The sequence below is a fragment of the Arthrobacter sp. genome (assembly GCF_031179985.1).
In the GTDB taxonomy this organism is placed as follows: Bacteria; Actinomycetota; Actinomycetes; order Actinomycetales; family Micrococcaceae; genus Arthrobacter.
This window is the reverse complement of sequence record NZ_JAPSHJ010000062.1, coordinates 1-16,736: the sequence shown is the minus strand read 5'-3', so window position 1 is coordinate 16,736 and position 16,736 is coordinate 1. Positions and strand designations below refer to the sequence as shown.

Here is a 16,736-nt window from a genome sequence, read left to right as displayed (position 1 = left end):
GTCCAGGCCTTCGATGAGCCTGTGGAGGACAAGTCCACACAGGGCCAGCCGCGATTCGCGCACGGATTCAGCAGCCTTCAAAACAGGGCACTGATCGTAGAACGTGGTGAAAAGCTGGGCCAGCTCAAAAAGATAGGCGCAAAGCCGGTGCGGTTCCAGCAGTTCGCCTACCTTCCGGAGGGTGCTTCCGTACTCAAGAAGATGCAGCGCAAGCGCCCGCTCGGCTGGTTCGACGACGGCGATCCCGGCCAGTGCTGCTCCCTCGCCCACCGCTGCACCCGCACCCGCCCCTCCGTCAGTCGAGCCCTCCAGCGCCTCGGCCTTCCGCAGGATCGACAGGATTCTGGCCGCGGCGTACTGCACATAGGGCCCGGTGTTCCCGTTGAGGGCGAGCATCCGATCAAAGTCGAAGACGTACTCGGTATCGTGCCCCACGGAGAGGTCCGCATATTTCACCGCGCCGATTCCTACTTGCCGGGCCGTCAGCTCGCGCTCCTCCAACGTCAGATCAGGCCGGCTAAGGTCAACGACGGCGCGAGCCCTGTCCACGGCTTCGTCCAGCAGCGCCATGAGCTTCACCGGGGCGCCGGAGCGTGACTTCAGAATCTTTCCGTCCTCCCCCAGCACGTTGCCGATCTGAACATGCGTGGCCTCGACGGTTTCCGGCAGCCAGCCAGCTTCTCGAGCCGTCGCCATGACCATTCGCAGATGAACGTTTTGCGGAGCCCCAACGACATAAAGCACCCGGTCGGCCTGAAGTTCACGGACGCGGTAGCGGATGGTGGCGAGGTCTGTGGTTCCGTAACCGTAGCCGCCGTCGGACTTGCGGATGATGAGCGGCAGGGGCTCGCCGTCGCGCCCGGTGAAGCCTGCCGGGAAAGTGCAGAGAGCGCCGTCGCTGACCCGAGCAATCCCGAGGTCCTCGAGTTCCTGGCACAGGCGTGCTAAATCAGCGTCATAGGAGCTCTCGCCGGCAATGTGGTCGTCAGTCAGGCTCACCCCGAGCTTGGCGTAAATGGCGTTAAAGTACAGTTTCGACTGAGCCACCAGCCGCTTCCACACCTCAAACGTCTCCTGGTCGCCACCCTGCAGGGCAACCACGCGACGTCGTGCCCTTGCGGCAAAGCCGTCCTCATCGTTGACAGAGGCATCAAATTTTGCCCGCGCCGCCTGGTAGAACGCGCTGGGGTCATCCACCAGCAGCGCGGCCTCCTGCGATCCCTCGCCAACCTCCAGCCAATGCTCAATGAGCATGCCGAACGGTGTCCCCCAGTCGCCAATGTGGTTCTGCCGGATCACCGTATGCCCGAGCGCCTCAAGTACGCGCACCAGGCTGTCGCCCACCACGGTGGTCCGCAGGTGACCAACGTGCATTTCTTTGGCCACGTTTGGGGAGGAATAGTCGACGACGACGCGGTGCAGTTCCGCCGTCGGCTCGCCGTCGTGCTGCCTCGCTTGGTTGAGGAGTTCCTCTATCCAAGTGCCGTCGAACGTGAGGTTAATGAAGCCGGGACCGGAGATTTCAACCGAGGTGCAGATGCCGTTCACTTCCAGTGCCTCTACGATCCGCGCTGCGACCTCCCTTGGCGGAAGGCCCACTTTCTTGGCGAGGGCCATGGCGGCGTTGATCTGGATGTCAGCGAATTGCGAGGGCCGGATCACCGGGTCCGTCTGGCGAAAATCCTCGCCGAAAGCTTGGGTAATGGCGGTCTGGACTCTGGGGACGAGCAAGTCGGCTGGGCTGTTCACCCTGTCAAAATATCAGTCGGCCCCAAACGCTCCCTCACCTTTCGCCCCCAAACCCCAAACGCTCCCTCACCTTTCGCGGCCAAACCCACGAAAGGTGAAGGAGCGTCCCCACAAAACCCACGAAACGTGAAGGAGCGTCCCCAAAAAACCGACGAAAGGTGAAGGAGCGTCCCCACAAAACCCACGAAAGGTGAAAGAGCGTCCGAGGAGGGGGGATGGGAAGGTCAGTCCTCGACGCGGAAGACCTGGATCACGGACGGACGGGGAGCCGCTGCCTGGCCAGGCGCAGGGGTGGCTCCGGCAGCGACGTAGTCCGGGAACAGGGACCGGGGTGCGTCAAAAGTGCCGTCTTCGCCAGGGTGCTGGACGGAGACAAACACGTTGCGCTCGGCGTCGTGGATGATGGGACCGCACGTCTCGGCATCCTGCGGAACGGCCAGGAACTGTTCCACCCGGCCGCGTTCGGCTCCTTCCAAGGTGACCTTGAACAGACCGTCAGCTTTGCCGATGCCTGAGGGCGCGCCGTCGGTTGAGATCCACAGGTTTCCGACCGAGTCGAACGCCAGGTTGTCCGGGCAGGAGATCGGCGAGACCTTATCGGAAGGGAAGCCGCTGAAGTACGTGACGTCGCCCTGGGCAGGGTCGCCGCAGACCATCAGCAGGTTCCAGTTGAAGTTCGTGGCCGTCTGGTCGCCGCTCTCAGTGATCTCCACAATGTGGCCGTCGCGGTTCAGGTTGCGCGGATTGACCTCGGTGGCACCTTCCTTGCCGGCTTTGCCGCGGTCCGAGTTGTTGGTGCACGCGACATACACCTTGCCCGTGAACGGGTTCGGCTCCACGTCTTCGCAGCGGTCCATCTTGGTGGGGCCAACCTTGTCGGCGGCGAGGCGGGTATAGACCAGGACTTCGGCCACGGTCATTCCCGCAACCGCGGAGGCGCCGTCGACCACCAGCGGCAGCCACTGCCCGGTGCCGTCGAACTCCCCGTCTGCAGGCAGGGCGCCGGATCCGTCGATTTCAGCGAGGGGCGAGTTGCCCGTGAACTTCGCGACATACAGGTTGCCCGCGGAGAGCAGGGTCATGTTGTGGGCACGGTCGCCTTCGATGTACTTGTCGCGGGAGACGAACTTGTACAGGTAGTCGAAGCGCTCGTCGTCGCCCGAGTAAGCCACCACGTGCCCGGAGTCGGCCACGATCACGTTGGCGCCCTCGTGCTTGAAGCGGCCCAGCGAAGAGTGCTTCTTGGGGGTGGACGTTGGGTCGAAGGGGTCCACCTCGACGATCCAGCCGAAGCGGTTGGACTCGTTCGCGTATCCGGTGTTGCGGGTGTCAAAGCGAGGATCGTCCAGCTCCCAGCCCCTGGCAGTGGACGACGACGTCAGGCCGTACCGTTTGTCAGCAGCCGAAGTGCCGGCGGCAGCGAAGTAACCGTTGAAGTTCTCTTCCCCGGAGAGGATGGTGCCCCAGGGTGTGGTGCCTCCGGCGCAGTTGCCGAGCGTGCCCTTGATGGCCTTGCCGGAGGGGTCGGCCACGGTCTTGACGAGCTCCGAGCCGGCTGCCGGGCCTGTGAGTTCGTAGACCGTCTCGTTGAGGTAGCGGCGGTTGAGCTTGGCGCCCTGAACGTAGGTCCAGGGTTTGCGTGCGTTCTTGCGCTCGAGCTCCACGACGGACAGACCATGGGCAGCTGCACCGACGGCCCGCACCTGATCGGCCGGCATGCTGGGCGGGAACATGATGGCGTCGTTAGTGTACTCGTGGTTCGCGAAGAGCACTGCCCGGCGGCCCTTGCTGCCCGGGATCTCCAGGATGTCCGTGTAGTCGTTGTTGTAGCCGAACTGGCGCTCCTGGGCCGCAGCCGTCTGGTTCGACAGGTCAAAAGCGGGGGCGTCGCTGAAGAGCGGATCGCCCCAGCGGATTACCGGCTTCCACGTGAAACCTTCGGGAACGGTGACGGCATCAATGGCGGCGTCAACGGGAGCGATGGCGGTGAACTGGAGCCGGGAATGCAGGCCCTTCTTCGCTGCGGGCGCGAGGCCTGGACCGCCGTCGGCAACTGCCGTTTCTGCCGAACTCAACGAGCCACCAAGTGCGACGGCGAGGGCACCTGCGGCGCCGAACCCAAGGGCGGCGCGACGGGACATGGTGGCGGAGGCGATGTCCCGGAAGTAGGAGTTGGAGCTGGTGTTGCAGACTTCGCCGGAGCAGGCGTTGTCGCATTTCAGGGCGCAGGTGACGGGGCTGCGCTTTCCTTTCGTGTGGCCGAGCATGGGAAGCACGGGCAAAAAGGGAAATTTGCGCCGGGCAGTATCCGTGGTGGAGATTTCAGGCATGGGGACCTTCCAGGGGGTGAGATGCGGTCCCGCCCACCCTGTCAGCGCGGTGCGACGCCCGGGGGAAGGCCCGGTGAAGCTTCGGTGAACTGAAGGTAGCCGTAGACCCGGCGCAGCCGCTCCATCCACCAGTCCACACGATGGGACGGCGCAGCGAACTCGGCCAGCAGCCCCTGGTCGGCGGCGACGTCGCGGAGCCGGATGGCGCCGTCGTCGGGCACCAGGGAATCCCGCATGACGTCACCGGCGAGCAGCGACACCGTCCCCAAGCCGCAGGCGTAGGGCAGCTCGGGGAGCGCGGCGGCGAGCGCAAGCCCGGCCCGGATACCCACCGAAGTATCGAGGGCGGAACTTACGACGGCGGGAAGTCCGGCCTGGCCCACGATCTCCAGGGCCCGCCGCACTCCGCCCAGCGGTGCCACCTTCACCACAAGCAGGTCGGCGGCTCCGGCCCGGGCAACCTTCAGCGGGTCCTCTTCCTTGCGGACACTTTCATCGGCGGCGATCAGCACAGGAGTTCCGGCTGCCCGAAGGCGGCGGCGGACTTCGGCAAGGCCGTCTATGTCCGGCACTGGCTGCTCGGCGTACTCAAGCCCCACGTCGGCGAGCCGGGTCAGGGTGCGAACCGCCTCGGCAACGTCCCAGCCGCCGTTCGCGTCCACGCGGATGGCCGCCTTGGGGAGGGCGGTGCGGACGGCAGCGACCCTCTCGACGTCGTCCGTCAATGACTGCCCGCGCTCGGCGACCTTAATCTTGACCGCGTCCACACGGCCGAAGCGCGCCAGGACCTCGGGCACCTGGCTGGCGGGAACTGCCGGCACGGTGGCGTTGACGGGAATGCTGGTTCGCAGAGGCTTGGGGAAGCCGTGCCAGCCGGCTTCGATGGCTGAGGCGAGCCAGCGGGAGGCTTCAGCGTCGGCATATTCCGGAAAGGGGCCAAACTCACCCCAGCCCCTTGGACCCTCGAGCAGGAGCGCTTCCCGGTGCAGGATCCCGCGGAACTTCACGCGCATCGGCAGGCTGACAACGCGGGCGCCGTGCCGGATTTCTAGCCACGGAGGGAGTCTGCGGTCATTCGGCAGGGAGGCGGCTGGGGACTCGGACACAGCGCCACTCTACCTTCAGGCAGTTCGCAGGCTTTTGTGGCAATCTGGGAAGGATGACACACAGCGGCCAGCCCTTCAGCGTTCAAGCGTCCCCAGACGCTGAGCATCAGGCTGCCGGACTCCATGAAGCAGCCACTGGGCTCCACCGTGGGGGCAGCAGCACGCAGGGCAACATGCAAAAGAGCAGCGACTACAGCCGGGGCGGCTTCGCTTCCGGGTTCCTCTTCCTGCTGGCAACACTCACCTGCGCCGCTGGCATTGCCGGGACCTACTACTTCTTTGTCCGCACCACCACTGGCCAGTACATCGACGAATCGGCCTTGGTTGAGGCCGTAGCCATCCACGGACCGGCAGGCAAGGCAGCCACCCAGTTGCTGGACTGGCTTCCCACGCTCTCCCTGGTGATGGCCATCATTGTGGTCATTTTTGTGTGCGTCATCCGGCAGCGGTGGGTGGCAGCCGGCATCACCGTGACAGCATGTGTGGCCGCGAACCTTGCCACACAGGTCATCAAGGATCTGGTTCCCGTCCGGCCGTTCCGTGGCGTCACCACCCTGGACCTGAATTCACTTCCCTCCGGGCACACCACCCTGGCAGCATCCGCCGCAGCAGCGGTTTTCATCATGGCCTCCCCGCGCTGGCGTCCGCTCGCAGGGTTCCTGGGCGGCAGCTTCGCCGTCGCGAGCGGGGTTTCCACCCTCATCAACCAGTGGCACCGCCCCGCTGACGTGGTTGCGGCGTTCCTGGTGGTGGGGGTGTTCATGTTCCCCGCAGGCTGGCTGGTGATCCGGACCGGCCCGAAATGGAATGTATGGGAGGGCTACGGGCGGCACTTGGGGTCCCTGCGGCTGTGGGTGATCCTACCAGTGCTGACGTGCCTGGCATCCGCGGGAGTGGCAGCCTACTCCCTGCTGGGCATCGCACCCGGAGCGGGCCTGGCCGGCAGCACCGTCAGCTACTTTTGGGCGGGGGTCGCGCTCATTGTGATTGCGGGGTATGTGGCCACTCTGGCGGGAGTATGGCTTTTCGGGCATGCGGTACGACGGCGGCACGCGCCTGCGCGGTAGGCCCGCCGGCAGTCAGTAGTTCCGGCGGTGCCTGAGCCGGGGAATGGTCACCGCGAACACGGTGGCCGCGGCGAAACCCAGAAGTCCGGTTGCCCGCACTCCCACGCCCAACGAGGTAAGCGCAGTGACAGCTGAAAGCAGCACAGGCCCTCCCGTGGAGCCGGCGTCGGCGATAAACCGCCACAGGCCCAGGAACTGCCCGCGGCCGTGCTCGGGCGAGAAGTCCGCTCCCAGGGTCATATTGAGGCCCGAGCTGATGCCGTTGCCGAATCCCACCAGCATGGCGACGAGCATGAGGCCCAGGAATCCGGACGTCAGCGGAATCAGCATCAGGGCGACTCCCATGATGAGCGTGGCAGGAAGCGCAACCCAGAGCCGGCCTTTGCGGTCCATCAGTTTGCCGGCAGGATAGAACACCAGCATGTCTACGGCGCCGGACAACCCGTAGATCAGCGAGGCCTGGGTGGGATCCATCCCCAGATGGTCGGCCCAGAGCGGGATCACCACCTGGCGGGAGGCACGCAGGGCGTTGAGCAGCAGGATCCCGAAGCCAACAGTGAGGAACACTCCTGCATGGGAGGAGCCAACGCTGCGGAGGGTAGGTTCCGGTCCGGTCTGTGAACCAGCCGTGTCCGGCGGTGCCAACTCCCTGATGGTCAGGGCAATGACGGCTGCAGCCAGCATCGCCGCCACCCCTACCCAGTAGGCGCCGCTGATTCCAGCTAACTGCATCACGCCCGCACCGATGAAGGGCCCCAGGAAGATCCCTATTCTGCTGATTCCCCCAAGCGTGGACAAGGCCCTCGCCCTGAACTTCACCGGCACAGCTTCCGTAAGGTACTTCTGGCGCGCCAGGCTGAAAACGCTTGAGGCCATCCCGACGACGATCATCGCCGCTGCGAGCAGCCAGACTCCATCGGGGACCTGCAGGGACAGCCCAGCGGCGGTCAGTGCAAGTGCTCCCGCTGCTCCAGCGCCCACGATGGACCACTTCTCGCCGAACTTCAGCGTGATCAGCGAAGCCGGCAGGTTGAAGAACCAGGATCCGAGCCCGATCAGCGTGACAATAAGCGCGGCTGCAGCCACGGAGGCGCCAAGGTCCCGGGCGGTCAAGGCCACCACAGGGAGTACGGCCCCCTCCCCCAAACTGAACAGCAGGCTGGGACCGAAAGCGGGAACGGCGATACCCCGGAGGCTGAACGGAGGGGCTGCGCGCTGGGTGGTCATCCCTTTTATCCTAGGTGTCCCGCATCCTAGGTGTCGCTCGGCACCGCCCCCGAAACACGTCCAGCAGACCCCGCCGGACTGGACCGTTGGAGCAGCCAGCCGGTCAGGACCAGGATGGCGCCGAAGAGCAGGAAGAGGAGGTCGGCAACGGTTTGCCAAGGGCCGCTGATCACATGGTGAATGGCCAGGACATGGTGATTCACTACGCCCTCCACCAGGTTGAAGGCTCCCCATCCCACCAGGACCCAACCCCAGAGGACCCTTGAAGCCCAGACCCTCACTCCGGCTTTTGCCACCCGGGAATACAGCATGGCCAAGCCAACCACCACGGCCAGCCAGGTAAACGAGTGGAAGAGGCCGTCCCACAGCGTATTCATTTCCAGGCCCTCCACGGTATCCACGGGATGGGCGCCGACGGGGATATTCGCGGTGTCCGCGCTGCTCAGCATGTGGTGCCATTGCAGGATCTGATGCAGCACGATGCCATCCACAAACCCGCCAAGGCCAATCCCCAGGAGGATCCCCGGCAGCCGGATCGCCGATGCTCCGCCCCTCCGCGCCGGCGCTCCGCCCGGCCGCCCGTGACCCTCCGAAGCCAACTCCTCAGTCATCCGCAACCCCGTTCCCGCTCGGCACAGCCATTTAGACAGTAAGCTTACTATCCATGAAGTCCATTGACGAAGACGCCCGCGCCCCGCATCCGGCACCTGCTCCCGATAAAGGACCACGAAACGACAACGCGGGACGGCGATATCCTCAAGCCATGGACCGTTCCGCACAGCCTGACGTCACCGACGTCGAGTACGGGGGCCTCCGCGGGCGCATCTATGCGTCCAAAACCAACGGCGGAAATCCCGACGGCGGGCCCACCTTCCTGCTGGTGCACGGCATTGGCGTCTCCCACCGCTACCTTGCACGGCTGCATAAAGCACTGGCCTTGTCTGCTGACACCTACTCCATCGACCTCCCGGGTTTCGGCTCGATGCCCAAGCCGAAGCGGCAACTGAGCGTGGAGGAGTACGCCTCCTTCATCCGGGCGGCCCTGACAGACCTTGGCATCACAGAGAACTGCGTCGTCATCGGTCACTCCATGGGAACGCAGTTCGGGGTGGAGGCGGCCCTCCAGGATCCGGGGCAGTTTTCGCGCGTAGTGCTGATGGGCCCTGTAGTGGATCCCAAGCGGAGGCATGTACTCAAGCAGGCCTGGGATCTCACCCGGGACGGTGTGGGCTCCGAATCCTGGAGCTCCAACTGGATCGTGTTTACGGACTACTTGAGGTGCGGGCCGCGCTGGTACCTGAAGGAACTGCCTGTGATGATGGACTACCCCATGGAAGAACGCGTGGCACAGGTGAAGGCGCCGGTCCTTGTGATCAGGGGTGAACGGGACCCCGTAGCCAAAGGGGATTGGGCCCGCAGGCTTGCAACGCGGGCGGGCGGCCAGCTCGCCGAATTCCCAGGATGCGGACACGTGGTGCAGCACTTGGCCGCGGAAAAGGTCGCCGAGGTGATCAGGACGTTCGCAGGCCTTCCCGCTGTGGCCTCCAAGGAAGGCCCGAGGTGACTGGCGACGCCGGGCGGGCAGAGAAAGCCCGGCGGGCCATACAGAAAGCAGTCTGGTGGACGGAGGACTACGCCTATGCCACCGGCCGGCAGCTCCGCAGCTTCTTTGACCGCACCCAGCCCGACGGCTTCCTCAGCGGTACCGGACGTCCCGTCGTCGTGATTCCGGGTGTGTACGAAAACTGGCAGTTCATGCTGCCCCTGATCACTGCCCTGCATAAGGCCGGGCACCCTGTGCACGTGGTCACCGTGCTGCAGCGGAACCGGCTCGCCATACCGGCGGCGGCCAAGCTGGTGGCCAAGCACCTGGCTGCCGCTGACGTGATGAACGCCGCCATTGTGGCGCACAGCAAGGGCGGCCTGATCGGCAAGTACCTCATGATGACGCACGACGGCGAAAAACGGGTCGAGCGGATGGTTGCGGTCTGTTCGCCGTTCTCGGGATCCAGGTACGCCCGTTTTATGTTGGCGCCGAATCTGCGGGCATTCTCCCCGCGGAACGCGCTGACCCTGCAGCTGGCCCGGGAAGAACGCATCAATCACCGCATCACATCAGTGTTCGGGCCGTTCGATCCTCACATTCCGGAGGGCAGCATCCTCCCCGGGGCGCGGAACATCAAGCTGGACGTCCCTGGGCACTTTCGGATCCTGGGGCACCAGGACACCGTCCGCACCATCTTGGAAGAGATTCCGCTGTAGGCCGCGGAGCCCTGGATTCCGCTTTAGTGGCGTCGCCGGACCTTCGTGGCAACCAAAGTCGCTACGCCAAGCATCAGAACAGCCAGAGCGCCTAATACGATCGGCACTGCCTCCAGCCCGGTCCGAGGCAATGACCCCGTCCGAGCCAGATTCGCCCCGCCGAGGCCGCGGGACTCCGTTGCTGTCACGTCTGTTGTCGGACCATCTGTGGTCGGGACATCAGTGGCCGGGACATCAGTGGCAGGGACATCAGTCGTGGGAACGCCCGACGTCGGGACACCTGTCGTTGCTGGCGCACTCGTCGTTGCTGGCGCACTCGTCGTCGCCGGGGCACTCGTCGTCGCCGGGGCACTGGTCGTCGCCGGGGCGGTCGTCGTCGCCGGCGCACTCGTCGTCGGGACATCAGTCGTGGGAACGCCCGAGGTCGGAACGGCTGCACAGCCAAGCGTGGTGAAAGTGTTGTTGTCCAACGTAACGGCACCGTTGCGTGCCAGTGCCCTGCCCTCGACCGTTGTGCGGTTGGTGACGGTTATTGAAGTCAAGGCGAGGATAGAGCCCTTGAAGGATGAATTCGTGCCCAGCGTGGCCGAACTGCCGACTTGCCAGAATATGTTGCAGGCCTGGGCTCCCCCAATAAGGCTGATGCTGCTGGCGCTGGCCGTAGTCAGGGTTGACGCTACCTGGAAGATGAACACTGAGGCGGGATCGCCCTTCCCGTCAAGCGTGAGGGTGCCGCTAACGTCAATTGGCCCTGTGGACTTGTAGACGCCGGGAGCCAGCGTCTGGCCCACAAGATCCCCGGCCATGTCGCCGGTTGGGGCCCGCCCCGCAGCCTCGTCGTAAGCAATGACGACATCCGCTTGAGCCTTCGCGGCTACAGCGTTGCCGGCGTTGGTGGCTCCGCCCGCAAGCCCCGGCGGGAAGCCAGTGATGGCGGTGCCTGGACTCACGCCCAAGTCAGCGTTCAGGATGGTCGGTCCCGTATTTGTAACCGTTTCTCCGCCCAGGACTGAATAGCTGCCTGCTGTGCCCAGGCCAATCGGCGCTTCTGCGGCAAAGGCCGGCGGGAGGCCAAAGAGAATTCCTGACAGCGCCAGCACAGCTGAGCCGGCAGTGATTGTCGCGATGATCCTCCGGTCGAGTGAATTGCGGATTTTGTTGCGATTAGAGGACGTGCGTGAGTTGGTCATTGTGGTGCCTCTCAGCATGGAAAAGCAGCCAAAGCGCGATCCCCCCGCTGACGATCCAGAGTGAACGACCTCGATCAGGTCACCAATGGAAAATGATTCGGCAGCAGCGCTTGACGAGAGCTTGAGACGTGCTGCCCACCTGTGCACACACTAAACCTCCAGGGCGCAGAAAAGTAGTAAGCCTGGTTACTTTAATTCCCGGGCGTCCTTTTTCTGATCCGAAGCAGGAAAGAAAATTGCCGTGATACCGGCGACCGAGCTGCTGCTTCAGCCCGCCGGGTGGTCAGCAAGGAGTTCGGCCAGCGACTCCAGGTTGGCGCGGATTGTCCTGCCCTGAGCGCGTTCGATAAGTGGATCGGCCATTTTGCCGAAGACGCCGCCGAGGCCTGATTCGGCGTCAACGCGGTAGGTCAGCTTTGTCCCGCCGTCGATGGGTTCCAGAATGAGGGCCACCTGGAATTTCATGGGGCCGTCCACCGCAGTATTGACCAAACGGTTGGGCGGCTCGAATTCAGTGGCTTCAGTTGTCCAATGGAAGCGGCGGCCCATGATCTTGCTGGTTCCGCGTGCGCGTGTCCCGAGGCGTGGCGGGCCATCGCTGACCTGCTCGGCGTCGACCACTGAACTGTCCCACACAGGGAGATTCGAGGGGTCGGCGATGAAGTCGAAAACTACGTTAGGCTCCCGATGAAGCACAACACTTTCTTCTATGACAGGCATGACTGTCCCTTCAGATGGTCCCGACGAACTCGTCAGGTGGCACAAATTCTCCGCCGCCGTCTTTAAGGGGTCAAGATGCTGGAACTGCCTGTTTGGCTAGACGTAGCCGTCCACAATCGCGGCAGCAATTTCACGGTAGGCCCGCCGGGTTTCGGGCCGCAAAGCCTCAAGGGTGACCAGGTCGCCGTCGGCCACTCCCCTGTCGTGGGGAACGGCAATCAGTTGCCGGCAGATGCCTGACAGGTGCTCCTCGATGGCGTCCTTATCCACACGGGTGGAGACCTCGTCCTTGTCGGTGATCACCACAATGGCGTTGCGGGCCAGCTCCTCGTAGCCGTGGTGGGCCAGCCACTGCAGGGTGCTGCGGGCCCGTTTGGCGCCGCTGACGGCGTAGCCTGCGGCGATGATGAGGTTGTCAGCGGATTGCAGGATACCGCTCATCGCGTTGTGGGTGACGCCGGTGCCGCAGTCGGTCAGGGCGATCGAGTAGTAGCTGGAAATGAGCTTGCGGATGCGCAGGTATTCCTCGGCTGTGAGGGAATCCGAGACTTCCGGATCCTGCTCGCCGGCGATAAGGTGCAGCCGGCCTGCATGGTGCATGTAGCGTGCCAGTGCCGTGAGCGAATCGATGGATTCGATGTTCTTGAGCAGATCCGTGATGGTGCGCGGGGTGGCCTGCTGGTAGATCCCTTCGCCGAGGGCGCGCTCCACGAGGTCGCCGGAATCAGGGTTGGCGTCGATGGCGCACGGCGGGTCGCCGCGGAATTCGGCGAGAGTGAGGCCGACGCCAACTGTGGTGGAGGTCTTGCCGATGCCGCCCTTGAGGCTGAGGACCGCGGTGTTGTAGCTTCCCTGCAGCTGCCGTGAGATGCGGCGGCCGAGTTCGTCTTCCTCGCGCTGGCGGGCGCTGGGGCCAAGATTCAGGGCACCGCCGGTGACGGCATAGAGGACGCCGCGGAAGCCTCCGATGGGACGGGGCTTCTGCTCGCGGACAAAGAGTCCCGGTGAGCTGATGAAGTCCGGCATCGGGGCATCGGCCAGTGCCTCGCGGGCGGCGTTCCGGCTTTTTCCGCGCTTTGGAACGGCCTCGGCATCAGGGGCCGGGCGGTTATCTATGGGTGAATCCGGCACTACGGACGCGGAGGGTTCCCGTTCGGGCGGGCCGGGGATCTCCGCCTCGAGGGTTGTGACGGAGCCGGTTGCGCTGGGTACCGTTGGTATCGTTCCTGTGGCGTCGCTGCCATCAGTGCGACGGCGGTCGCGGCGGCGCACCAGCGGCTCTTCCTGGCCTGGCGCTGCATCAGTGCGGTCTTCCAAAGAATCGGACATTTCTGATCTCCCATAACTCGCAAGTTGAGACCTGCGGAGGCCGTAAAACTTCGTCCAGCTAGCAATTCTAGGTGGTTAGCCTGCGGTTCCTGATTCTGGCTCGGGGTGGGGCTGCTCCCGGCTTCTGGTTGTGCACATGGGCGGCACAATTTACATTGAAGAATGACCACTTCCTCGGAACGTGAGCGCGTTCTTGAACTGCAGGACCTCATCATCAGCAGCGAAAGCGTTGCCGAGTTTTTGGGGCACCTCTCCTCATTGGCTGCTACCGCCCTCAGCCGCGCAAGCGGCTCCACTGTGGAAGTCGGTGTCACGCTGAAACGGCGACGGCGGACGGACACCGTAGCGGGCAGCAGCCCGCATGCGATCAAGCTGGACAGGATCGAGCAGCAGCTGGGCGACGGTCCCTGCATTCAAGCATTGCGGGTAAAAAGTACCGTCCTGCTGGGCGACGTCCGCAGCGATCCCCGCTGGCCGGATTACCAGGCGGAGCTGGAGAAAGTCGGCTGTTACAGCACTCTGGGCGTACCGCTGGACATCGGCGAGGACTCCCAAGCGGCCCTGAACTTCTTCGCCAGCGAAACCAACGTCTTCACTGACGGCGTGGTTCGGGAAGCAGAGGACTTCGCTGACATCGCTGGCCGGGCTTTGCGCCTGGCGGTCCGCTTGGGTTCTGTCCAAAATCTGGCTGACGATCTCAAGTCAGCAATGCAGAGCCGGACATCCATTGATCTGGCTTGCGGCGTGATCATGGGCCAGAACCGCTGCTCGCAGGAGGAGGCCATGGCCATCCTTGGAAAGGTATCGAGCCACCGCAACCAGAAACTGCGGGTTGTGGCCGAGGAAATGCTGGGCAACATTTCGGGAGCGAAGGTCAGTACGCACTTCGACGGGTAAGTGCCGTTCTCACCGTGAACGCGGTTAGCCGATGGCTTTCAGATCGTCCCGGCTCAGCGACGTTGAACCGCCGCAGTTGGAGCACACCATCTGGTAACGGCGGGAAGTGGTGAAAACGGGGATGAAAAAGAGAGTGAATTTGTTTGCTTGTTCTTCCAGGCGTTGCAGCGCCGTGATTCCGCAATACCTGCACGTCAGCATGCGTCCCGGCAGGACCCGGAAGACTGTTTTGAATCCGAAGACGATGAGCACGTGATCCCTTCCGTAGCCTCCGTGCTGTCCGCTCTTCCTAGTGCGCGGTCAGAGCCAGGACGACGACGGCGACCGTCACCAATGAGAGGACTGCAACTACCAGTAGACCTACCCATTTAGGGCGCTGCTTATGCGGGTTGATGTCGACGTACGGCACGGGGACCCTTTCCTTGGGAAACTCACGTGATCGTAGCCCAGATGATCTCGTTGCCCTAGTCCATAGGAAATCGTTTACTTCGGCTGCTCATGCTACCCGCCCCACTTGGTGGTCGCAGCTAGTGGTGGCCACGGGTCTCCTGGAGCCGCTTAATGAACCAGCGGGACTGTTCCGGGCCGTAAGGAAGAACGGGGATGGCCTTCGTGGCATCCGACGGCGTGTCCCGGATGGACTGCAGGGCCTGGCGTACTGCTGTACTCATGGTGTTGGCCATGGTCTTCACGAACTGGTCACTGCAAGGCCCGCCATGGCCTGGAATGAGGAATTCGTAGCGGTGCCTGAGCGCCGAGATATGGCGCAGGACGTCCGCCCAATCCTCAGGGTAAGAGTCTTCGAAGGAGGGGTGGGAGCCTTGTTCCAACAGATCGCCGGCATACAGGGTGGTGGGAGTACCCACCAGCAAATCGCCGTCAGTGTGGCCCCTGCCGAGCCAGAAGAGGGTTGCGGCCATTCCGCCCAGGTCGACCAGAACCGGCTGGTCTTTGACGATGGCGTTCGGCGCCACCAGTTCCACGTTTTCGCCTTCGCCAGCGGCCATTTCCGGTTCAGTGGAAGCAACGAATCGGCGCTGGGCGTCGCCGTTTTCCTCAATTTCCGCAGCGCAGTTCTCGTGTGCCCAGAACTCTGTAACCCCGGCGTCCGCGAAAACGGAGTTACCAAAGAAGTGATCGTAATGGGCATGGGTATTCACCACTACAAGGGGAAGCTGGGTCTTTTCGCGGACAGCGCCAAGGATTTCCCGGGCTTGCCGTGGGCCGCAGCCGGTATCAATCACCATGGCCCGTTCCGTACCGACCACCAAGCCAGTGTTCAGCAGTGAACCCTGGGTTGCGAGCACATAGTTTTCCGAGCCAACTTCTTGCCATGGTGACATTACTTCTCCGTACTTCCGGCGCGTACCTGCGTTGTTCAGGCCTCGATTCTACGGGGTGAGGCCAGGGAAGGTCGGGATTGTGTGGCGCGCAACGGTGCCTGCTTCAGCCGGTTATGGCCTTACCCAGGGCCTCCCCGATCACCTGAGCAGCTGCCTCCGTGGGGTGGACACCGTCGGTTGTCATGCCCGAGGCAAAGCGGTCGCCCTCGCGAACTCCTGCCATAGGGTCTACAAAAAGCCAGCCACGAGACTGCGCAAACTGTCTCAGCTGGTGGTTGAATCGGACGGATGATTCGGGATCGTAGTCGATAGGAGGAATGGCGGAAACGAGCACCTTGGGTGCCCCCACCTTCTCGGCGATGCGAACCAGGTTCCCGGCGCTTTGCTCAAACGGCACATCGTTGTAGACGTCGTTAGTCCCCGCCAAGATCACAAGCACGTCCGCCTCAATGTCCTTTACGTTTTCAGCCATGGCCGCAGAACGAGCGCCGCCTAGGGCCCAGCCTCCGGCGAACTTCGCCCCCGACCCTACATGCGACACCCATGAACGTGACCCGATCTTGCCGGGGGCAAATTCGCTGCTGTTGGCTGCTGTAATCGAATCGCCGACCGCGGCGAAAGTTACCGGCTTTGAGGTTGGGGCGGGGGCAGCGCTGCTGCCCGGGTTCTCGTCGATTGACTGTTCCGGGCTGCTGGAAGGTGTGGCACCGGACGTAAGGGGGGCCACGGGTGCCGGATTGGCTGAGCAGCCGGCGGAGACAACAACGGCGGCCGATGCCATCAGTACCGACGTGAAGCGTTGGGCTTGGGCATGCATAGACATCCTGGAGCTAGGGTTCAAGTACAGCCCAGTCTATTGCGGACTCAGCAGCAAATGCATTGTTCAGAGGATTTTTCCAGCTCATTCTCCGAATAGGGTGTTACTCAATTTATGATCATCATTCGATTAGTATTCGATCAAGATCTGGATATTACTGCCACCATGCCGTAAGTGCTTGGTGCAAATAACTGCGTACCCGGTACTTTGAGCAGGTATATACGATAAATAAAACACGTAGTCACCACGGTGGTTTGTCATTTTCGACGGAATTAGCTTCTAAGTACAGCAATCTATGAGTTTGGGAGGCTCAAAGTGTTGATATTTAGAACGGCTAGCCCCTGTGTCGCGCGTCTCTGCACCAAAGCGAACAGCTTCTTCTCGGCCCCGGGGTCGGGTGTGGTCTGTCGGCGCTCGACTGAGCACGTCGTCCCTATGCGGTCAGTTATTTCGCAGTGCAGCCATGGCTGACGGGGCTGGAAAGAAATCCTCACCCGAAGCCGTTTCTGGAATTAAGCGCCGCGGGCTCCTCCGGTTTGGAACCTTAGTGACTGCCTTTACCGGCGCCTCCGCAATCTCAGCCCTCGGAGCGAAAAATGCCGAAGCCGCACCAGGGGACAAGAATCCGCCAAATACTTATGTCCCGCTTGCGGAAAAAGGTGTTGCGTCAGGCGTTGCGACCCTGGATGTTGAATCAAA

At 63.1% G+C, this 16,736-nt stretch carries 15 protein-coding genes; 4 read left to right on the top strand and 11 right to left on the bottom strand.

All coding sequences use genetic code 11. The features are described 5' to 3' along the window. The 3 genes from argS to RIN13_RS18490 all read right to left on the bottom strand — a co-directional run. A partial coding sequence (gene argS, locus RIN13_RS18500) for an arginine--tRNA ligase (protein ID WP_309108782.1) occupies nt 1-1,749 on the bottom strand: 1,749 nt, incomplete at its 3' end. Nucleotides 1,750-1,973: 224 nt separating this feature from the next. After that, the gene (locus tag RIN13_RS18495) at nt 1,974-4,079 is read right to left on the bottom strand and encodes a PhoX family phosphatase (RefSeq protein ID WP_309108781.1); all 2,106 of its coding nucleotides are present in this window, start codon (nt 4,077-4,079) and stop codon (nt 1,974-1,976) included. A gap of 41 nt (nt 4,080-4,120) precedes the next feature. After that, the gene (locus tag RIN13_RS18490; RefSeq protein WP_375164797.1) at nt 4,121-5,092 is read right to left on the bottom strand and encodes an o-succinylbenzoate synthase; all 972 of its coding nucleotides are present in this window, start codon (nt 5,090-5,092) and stop codon (nt 4,121-4,123) included. A gap of 266 nt (nt 5,093-5,358) precedes the next feature. Here RIN13_RS18490 and RIN13_RS18485 point away from each other — a divergent pair, with 266 nt between their 5' ends. Then, the gene (locus RIN13_RS18485) at nt 5,359-6,252 is read left to right on the top strand and encodes a phosphatase PAP2 family protein (RefSeq protein WP_309108783.1); all 894 of its coding nucleotides are present in this window, start codon (nt 5,359-5,361) and stop codon (nt 6,250-6,252) included. A gap of 12 nt (nt 6,253-6,264) precedes the next feature. Here the strand turns inward: RIN13_RS18485 and RIN13_RS18480 are convergent, their stop codons facing one another. Both RIN13_RS18480 and RIN13_RS18475 read right to left on the bottom strand, forming a co-directional pair. Beyond that, on the bottom strand, nt 6,265-7,479 hold the full coding sequence (locus RIN13_RS18480; protein WP_309108780.1) for an MFS transporter: 1,215 nt from the start codon (nt 7,477-7,479) through the stop codon (nt 6,265-6,267). A gap of 26 nt (nt 7,480-7,505) precedes the next feature. Further along, the gene (locus RIN13_RS18475) at nt 7,506-8,090 is read right to left on the bottom strand and encodes a DUF2243 domain-containing protein (RefSeq protein ID WP_309108779.1); all 585 of its coding nucleotides are present in this window, start codon (nt 8,088-8,090) and stop codon (nt 7,506-7,508) included. Nucleotides 8,091-8,242: 152 nt separating this feature from the next. Here RIN13_RS18475 and RIN13_RS18470 point away from each other — a divergent pair, with 152 nt between their 5' ends. Next, on the top strand, nt 8,243-9,043 hold the full coding sequence (locus RIN13_RS18470; RefSeq protein ID WP_309108778.1) for an alpha/beta hydrolase: 801 nt from the start codon (nt 8,243-8,245) through the stop codon (nt 9,041-9,043). Beyond that, nucleotides 9,040-9,741, top strand: a complete 702-nt coding sequence (locus tag RIN13_RS18465) for an alpha/beta hydrolase (protein WP_309108777.1) — start codon at nt 9,040-9,042, stop codon at nt 9,739-9,741. Before RIN13_RS18470 ends, RIN13_RS18465 begins: the two co-directional genes overlap by 4 nt. A gap of 23 nt (nt 9,742-9,764) precedes the next feature. Here the strand turns inward: RIN13_RS18465 and RIN13_RS18460 are convergent, their stop codons facing one another. From RIN13_RS18460 to RIN13_RS18450, 3 genes are all read right to left on the bottom strand, one after another. After that, nucleotides 9,765-10,931 (bottom strand): ice-binding family protein, encoded by a 1,167-nt coding sequence (locus RIN13_RS18460; RefSeq protein ID WP_309108776.1) that lies wholly within the window; start codon nt 10,929-10,931, stop codon nt 9,765-9,767. Nucleotides 10,932-11,198: 267 nt separating this feature from the next. Continuing rightward, nucleotides 11,199-11,651, bottom strand: a complete 453-nt coding sequence (locus RIN13_RS18455; protein WP_309108775.1) for an SRPBCC family protein — start codon at nt 11,649-11,651, stop codon at nt 11,199-11,201. A 96-nt stretch (nt 11,652-11,747) separates the two neighbouring features. Further along, the gene (locus RIN13_RS18450) at nt 11,748-12,980 is read right to left on the bottom strand and encodes a MinD/ParA family protein (RefSeq protein WP_309108774.1); all 1,233 of its coding nucleotides are present in this window, start codon (nt 12,978-12,980) and stop codon (nt 11,748-11,750) included. A gap of 162 nt (nt 12,981-13,142) precedes the next feature. Here RIN13_RS18450 and RIN13_RS18445 point away from each other — a divergent pair, with 162 nt between their 5' ends. Continuing rightward, nucleotides 13,143-13,877 (top strand): GAF and ANTAR domain-containing protein, encoded by a 735-nt coding sequence (locus tag RIN13_RS18445; protein WP_309108773.1) that lies wholly within the window; start codon nt 13,143-13,145, stop codon nt 13,875-13,877. A 24-nt stretch (nt 13,878-13,901) separates the two neighbouring features. Here the strand turns inward: RIN13_RS18445 and RIN13_RS18440 are convergent, their stop codons facing one another. From RIN13_RS18440 to RIN13_RS18430, 3 genes are all read right to left on the bottom strand, one after another. Continuing rightward, nucleotides 13,902-14,129 (bottom strand): zinc-ribbon domain-containing protein, encoded by a 228-nt coding sequence (locus tag RIN13_RS18440; RefSeq protein WP_309108772.1) that lies wholly within the window; start codon nt 14,127-14,129, stop codon nt 13,902-13,904. A 275-nt stretch (nt 14,130-14,404) separates the two neighbouring features. After that, nucleotides 14,405-15,220, bottom strand: a complete 816-nt coding sequence (locus RIN13_RS18435) for an MBL fold metallo-hydrolase (RefSeq protein WP_309108771.1) — start codon at nt 15,218-15,220, stop codon at nt 14,405-14,407. 103 nt (nt 15,221-15,323) lie between these two features. Continuing rightward, nucleotides 15,324-16,037: an SGNH/GDSL hydrolase family protein gene (locus RIN13_RS18430; protein ID WP_309108770.1), complete on the bottom strand. Its 714-nt coding sequence runs from the start codon at nt 16,035-16,037 to the stop codon at nt 15,324-15,326. Nucleotides 16,038-16,736 lie beyond the last annotated feature (699 nt).

Coding starts and splice junctions, on each gene's coding strand:
- RIN13_RS18495 (WP_309108781.1), bottom strand. CDS start 4,079: ATGCCTGAAATCTCCACCACGGATACTGCCCGGCGCAAATTTCCCTTT.
- RIN13_RS18490 (WP_375164797.1), bottom strand. CDS start 5,092: ATGCGCGTGAAGTTCCGCGGGATCCTGCACCGGGAAGCGCTCCTGCTC.
- RIN13_RS18485 (WP_309108783.1), top strand. CDS start 5,359: ATGCAAAAGAGCAGCGACTACAGCCGGGGCGGCTTCGCTTCCGGGTTC.
- RIN13_RS18480 (WP_309108780.1), bottom strand. CDS start 7,479: ATGACCACCCAGCGCGCAGCCCCTCCGTTCAGCCTCCGGGGTATCGCC.
- RIN13_RS18475 (WP_309108779.1), bottom strand. CDS start 8,090: ATGACTGAGGAGTTGGCTTCGGAGGGTCACGGGCGGCCGGGCGGAGCG.
- RIN13_RS18470 (WP_309108778.1), top strand. CDS start 8,243: ATGGACCGTTCCGCACAGCCTGACGTCACCGACGTCGAGTACGGGGGC.
- RIN13_RS18460 (WP_309108776.1), bottom strand. CDS start 10,931: ATGACCAACTCACGCACGTCCTCTAATCGCAACAAAATCCGCAATTCA.
- RIN13_RS18455 (WP_309108775.1), bottom strand. CDS start 11,651: ATGCCTGTCATAGAAGAAAGTGTTGTGCTTCATCGGGAGCCTAACGTA.
- RIN13_RS18450 (WP_309108774.1), bottom strand. CDS start 12,980: ATGTCCGATTCTTTGGAAGACCGCACTGATGCAGCGCCAGGCCAGGAA.
- RIN13_RS18445 (WP_309108773.1), top strand. CDS start 13,143: ATGACCACTTCCTCGGAACGTGAGCGCGTTCTTGAACTGCAGGACCTC.
- RIN13_RS18435 (WP_309108771.1), bottom strand. CDS start 15,220: ATGTCACCATGGCAAGAAGTTGGCTCGGAAAACTATGTGCTCGCAACC.
- RIN13_RS18430 (WP_309108770.1), bottom strand. CDS start 16,037: ATGCATGCCCAAGCCCAACGCTTCACGTCGGTACTGATGGCATCGGCC.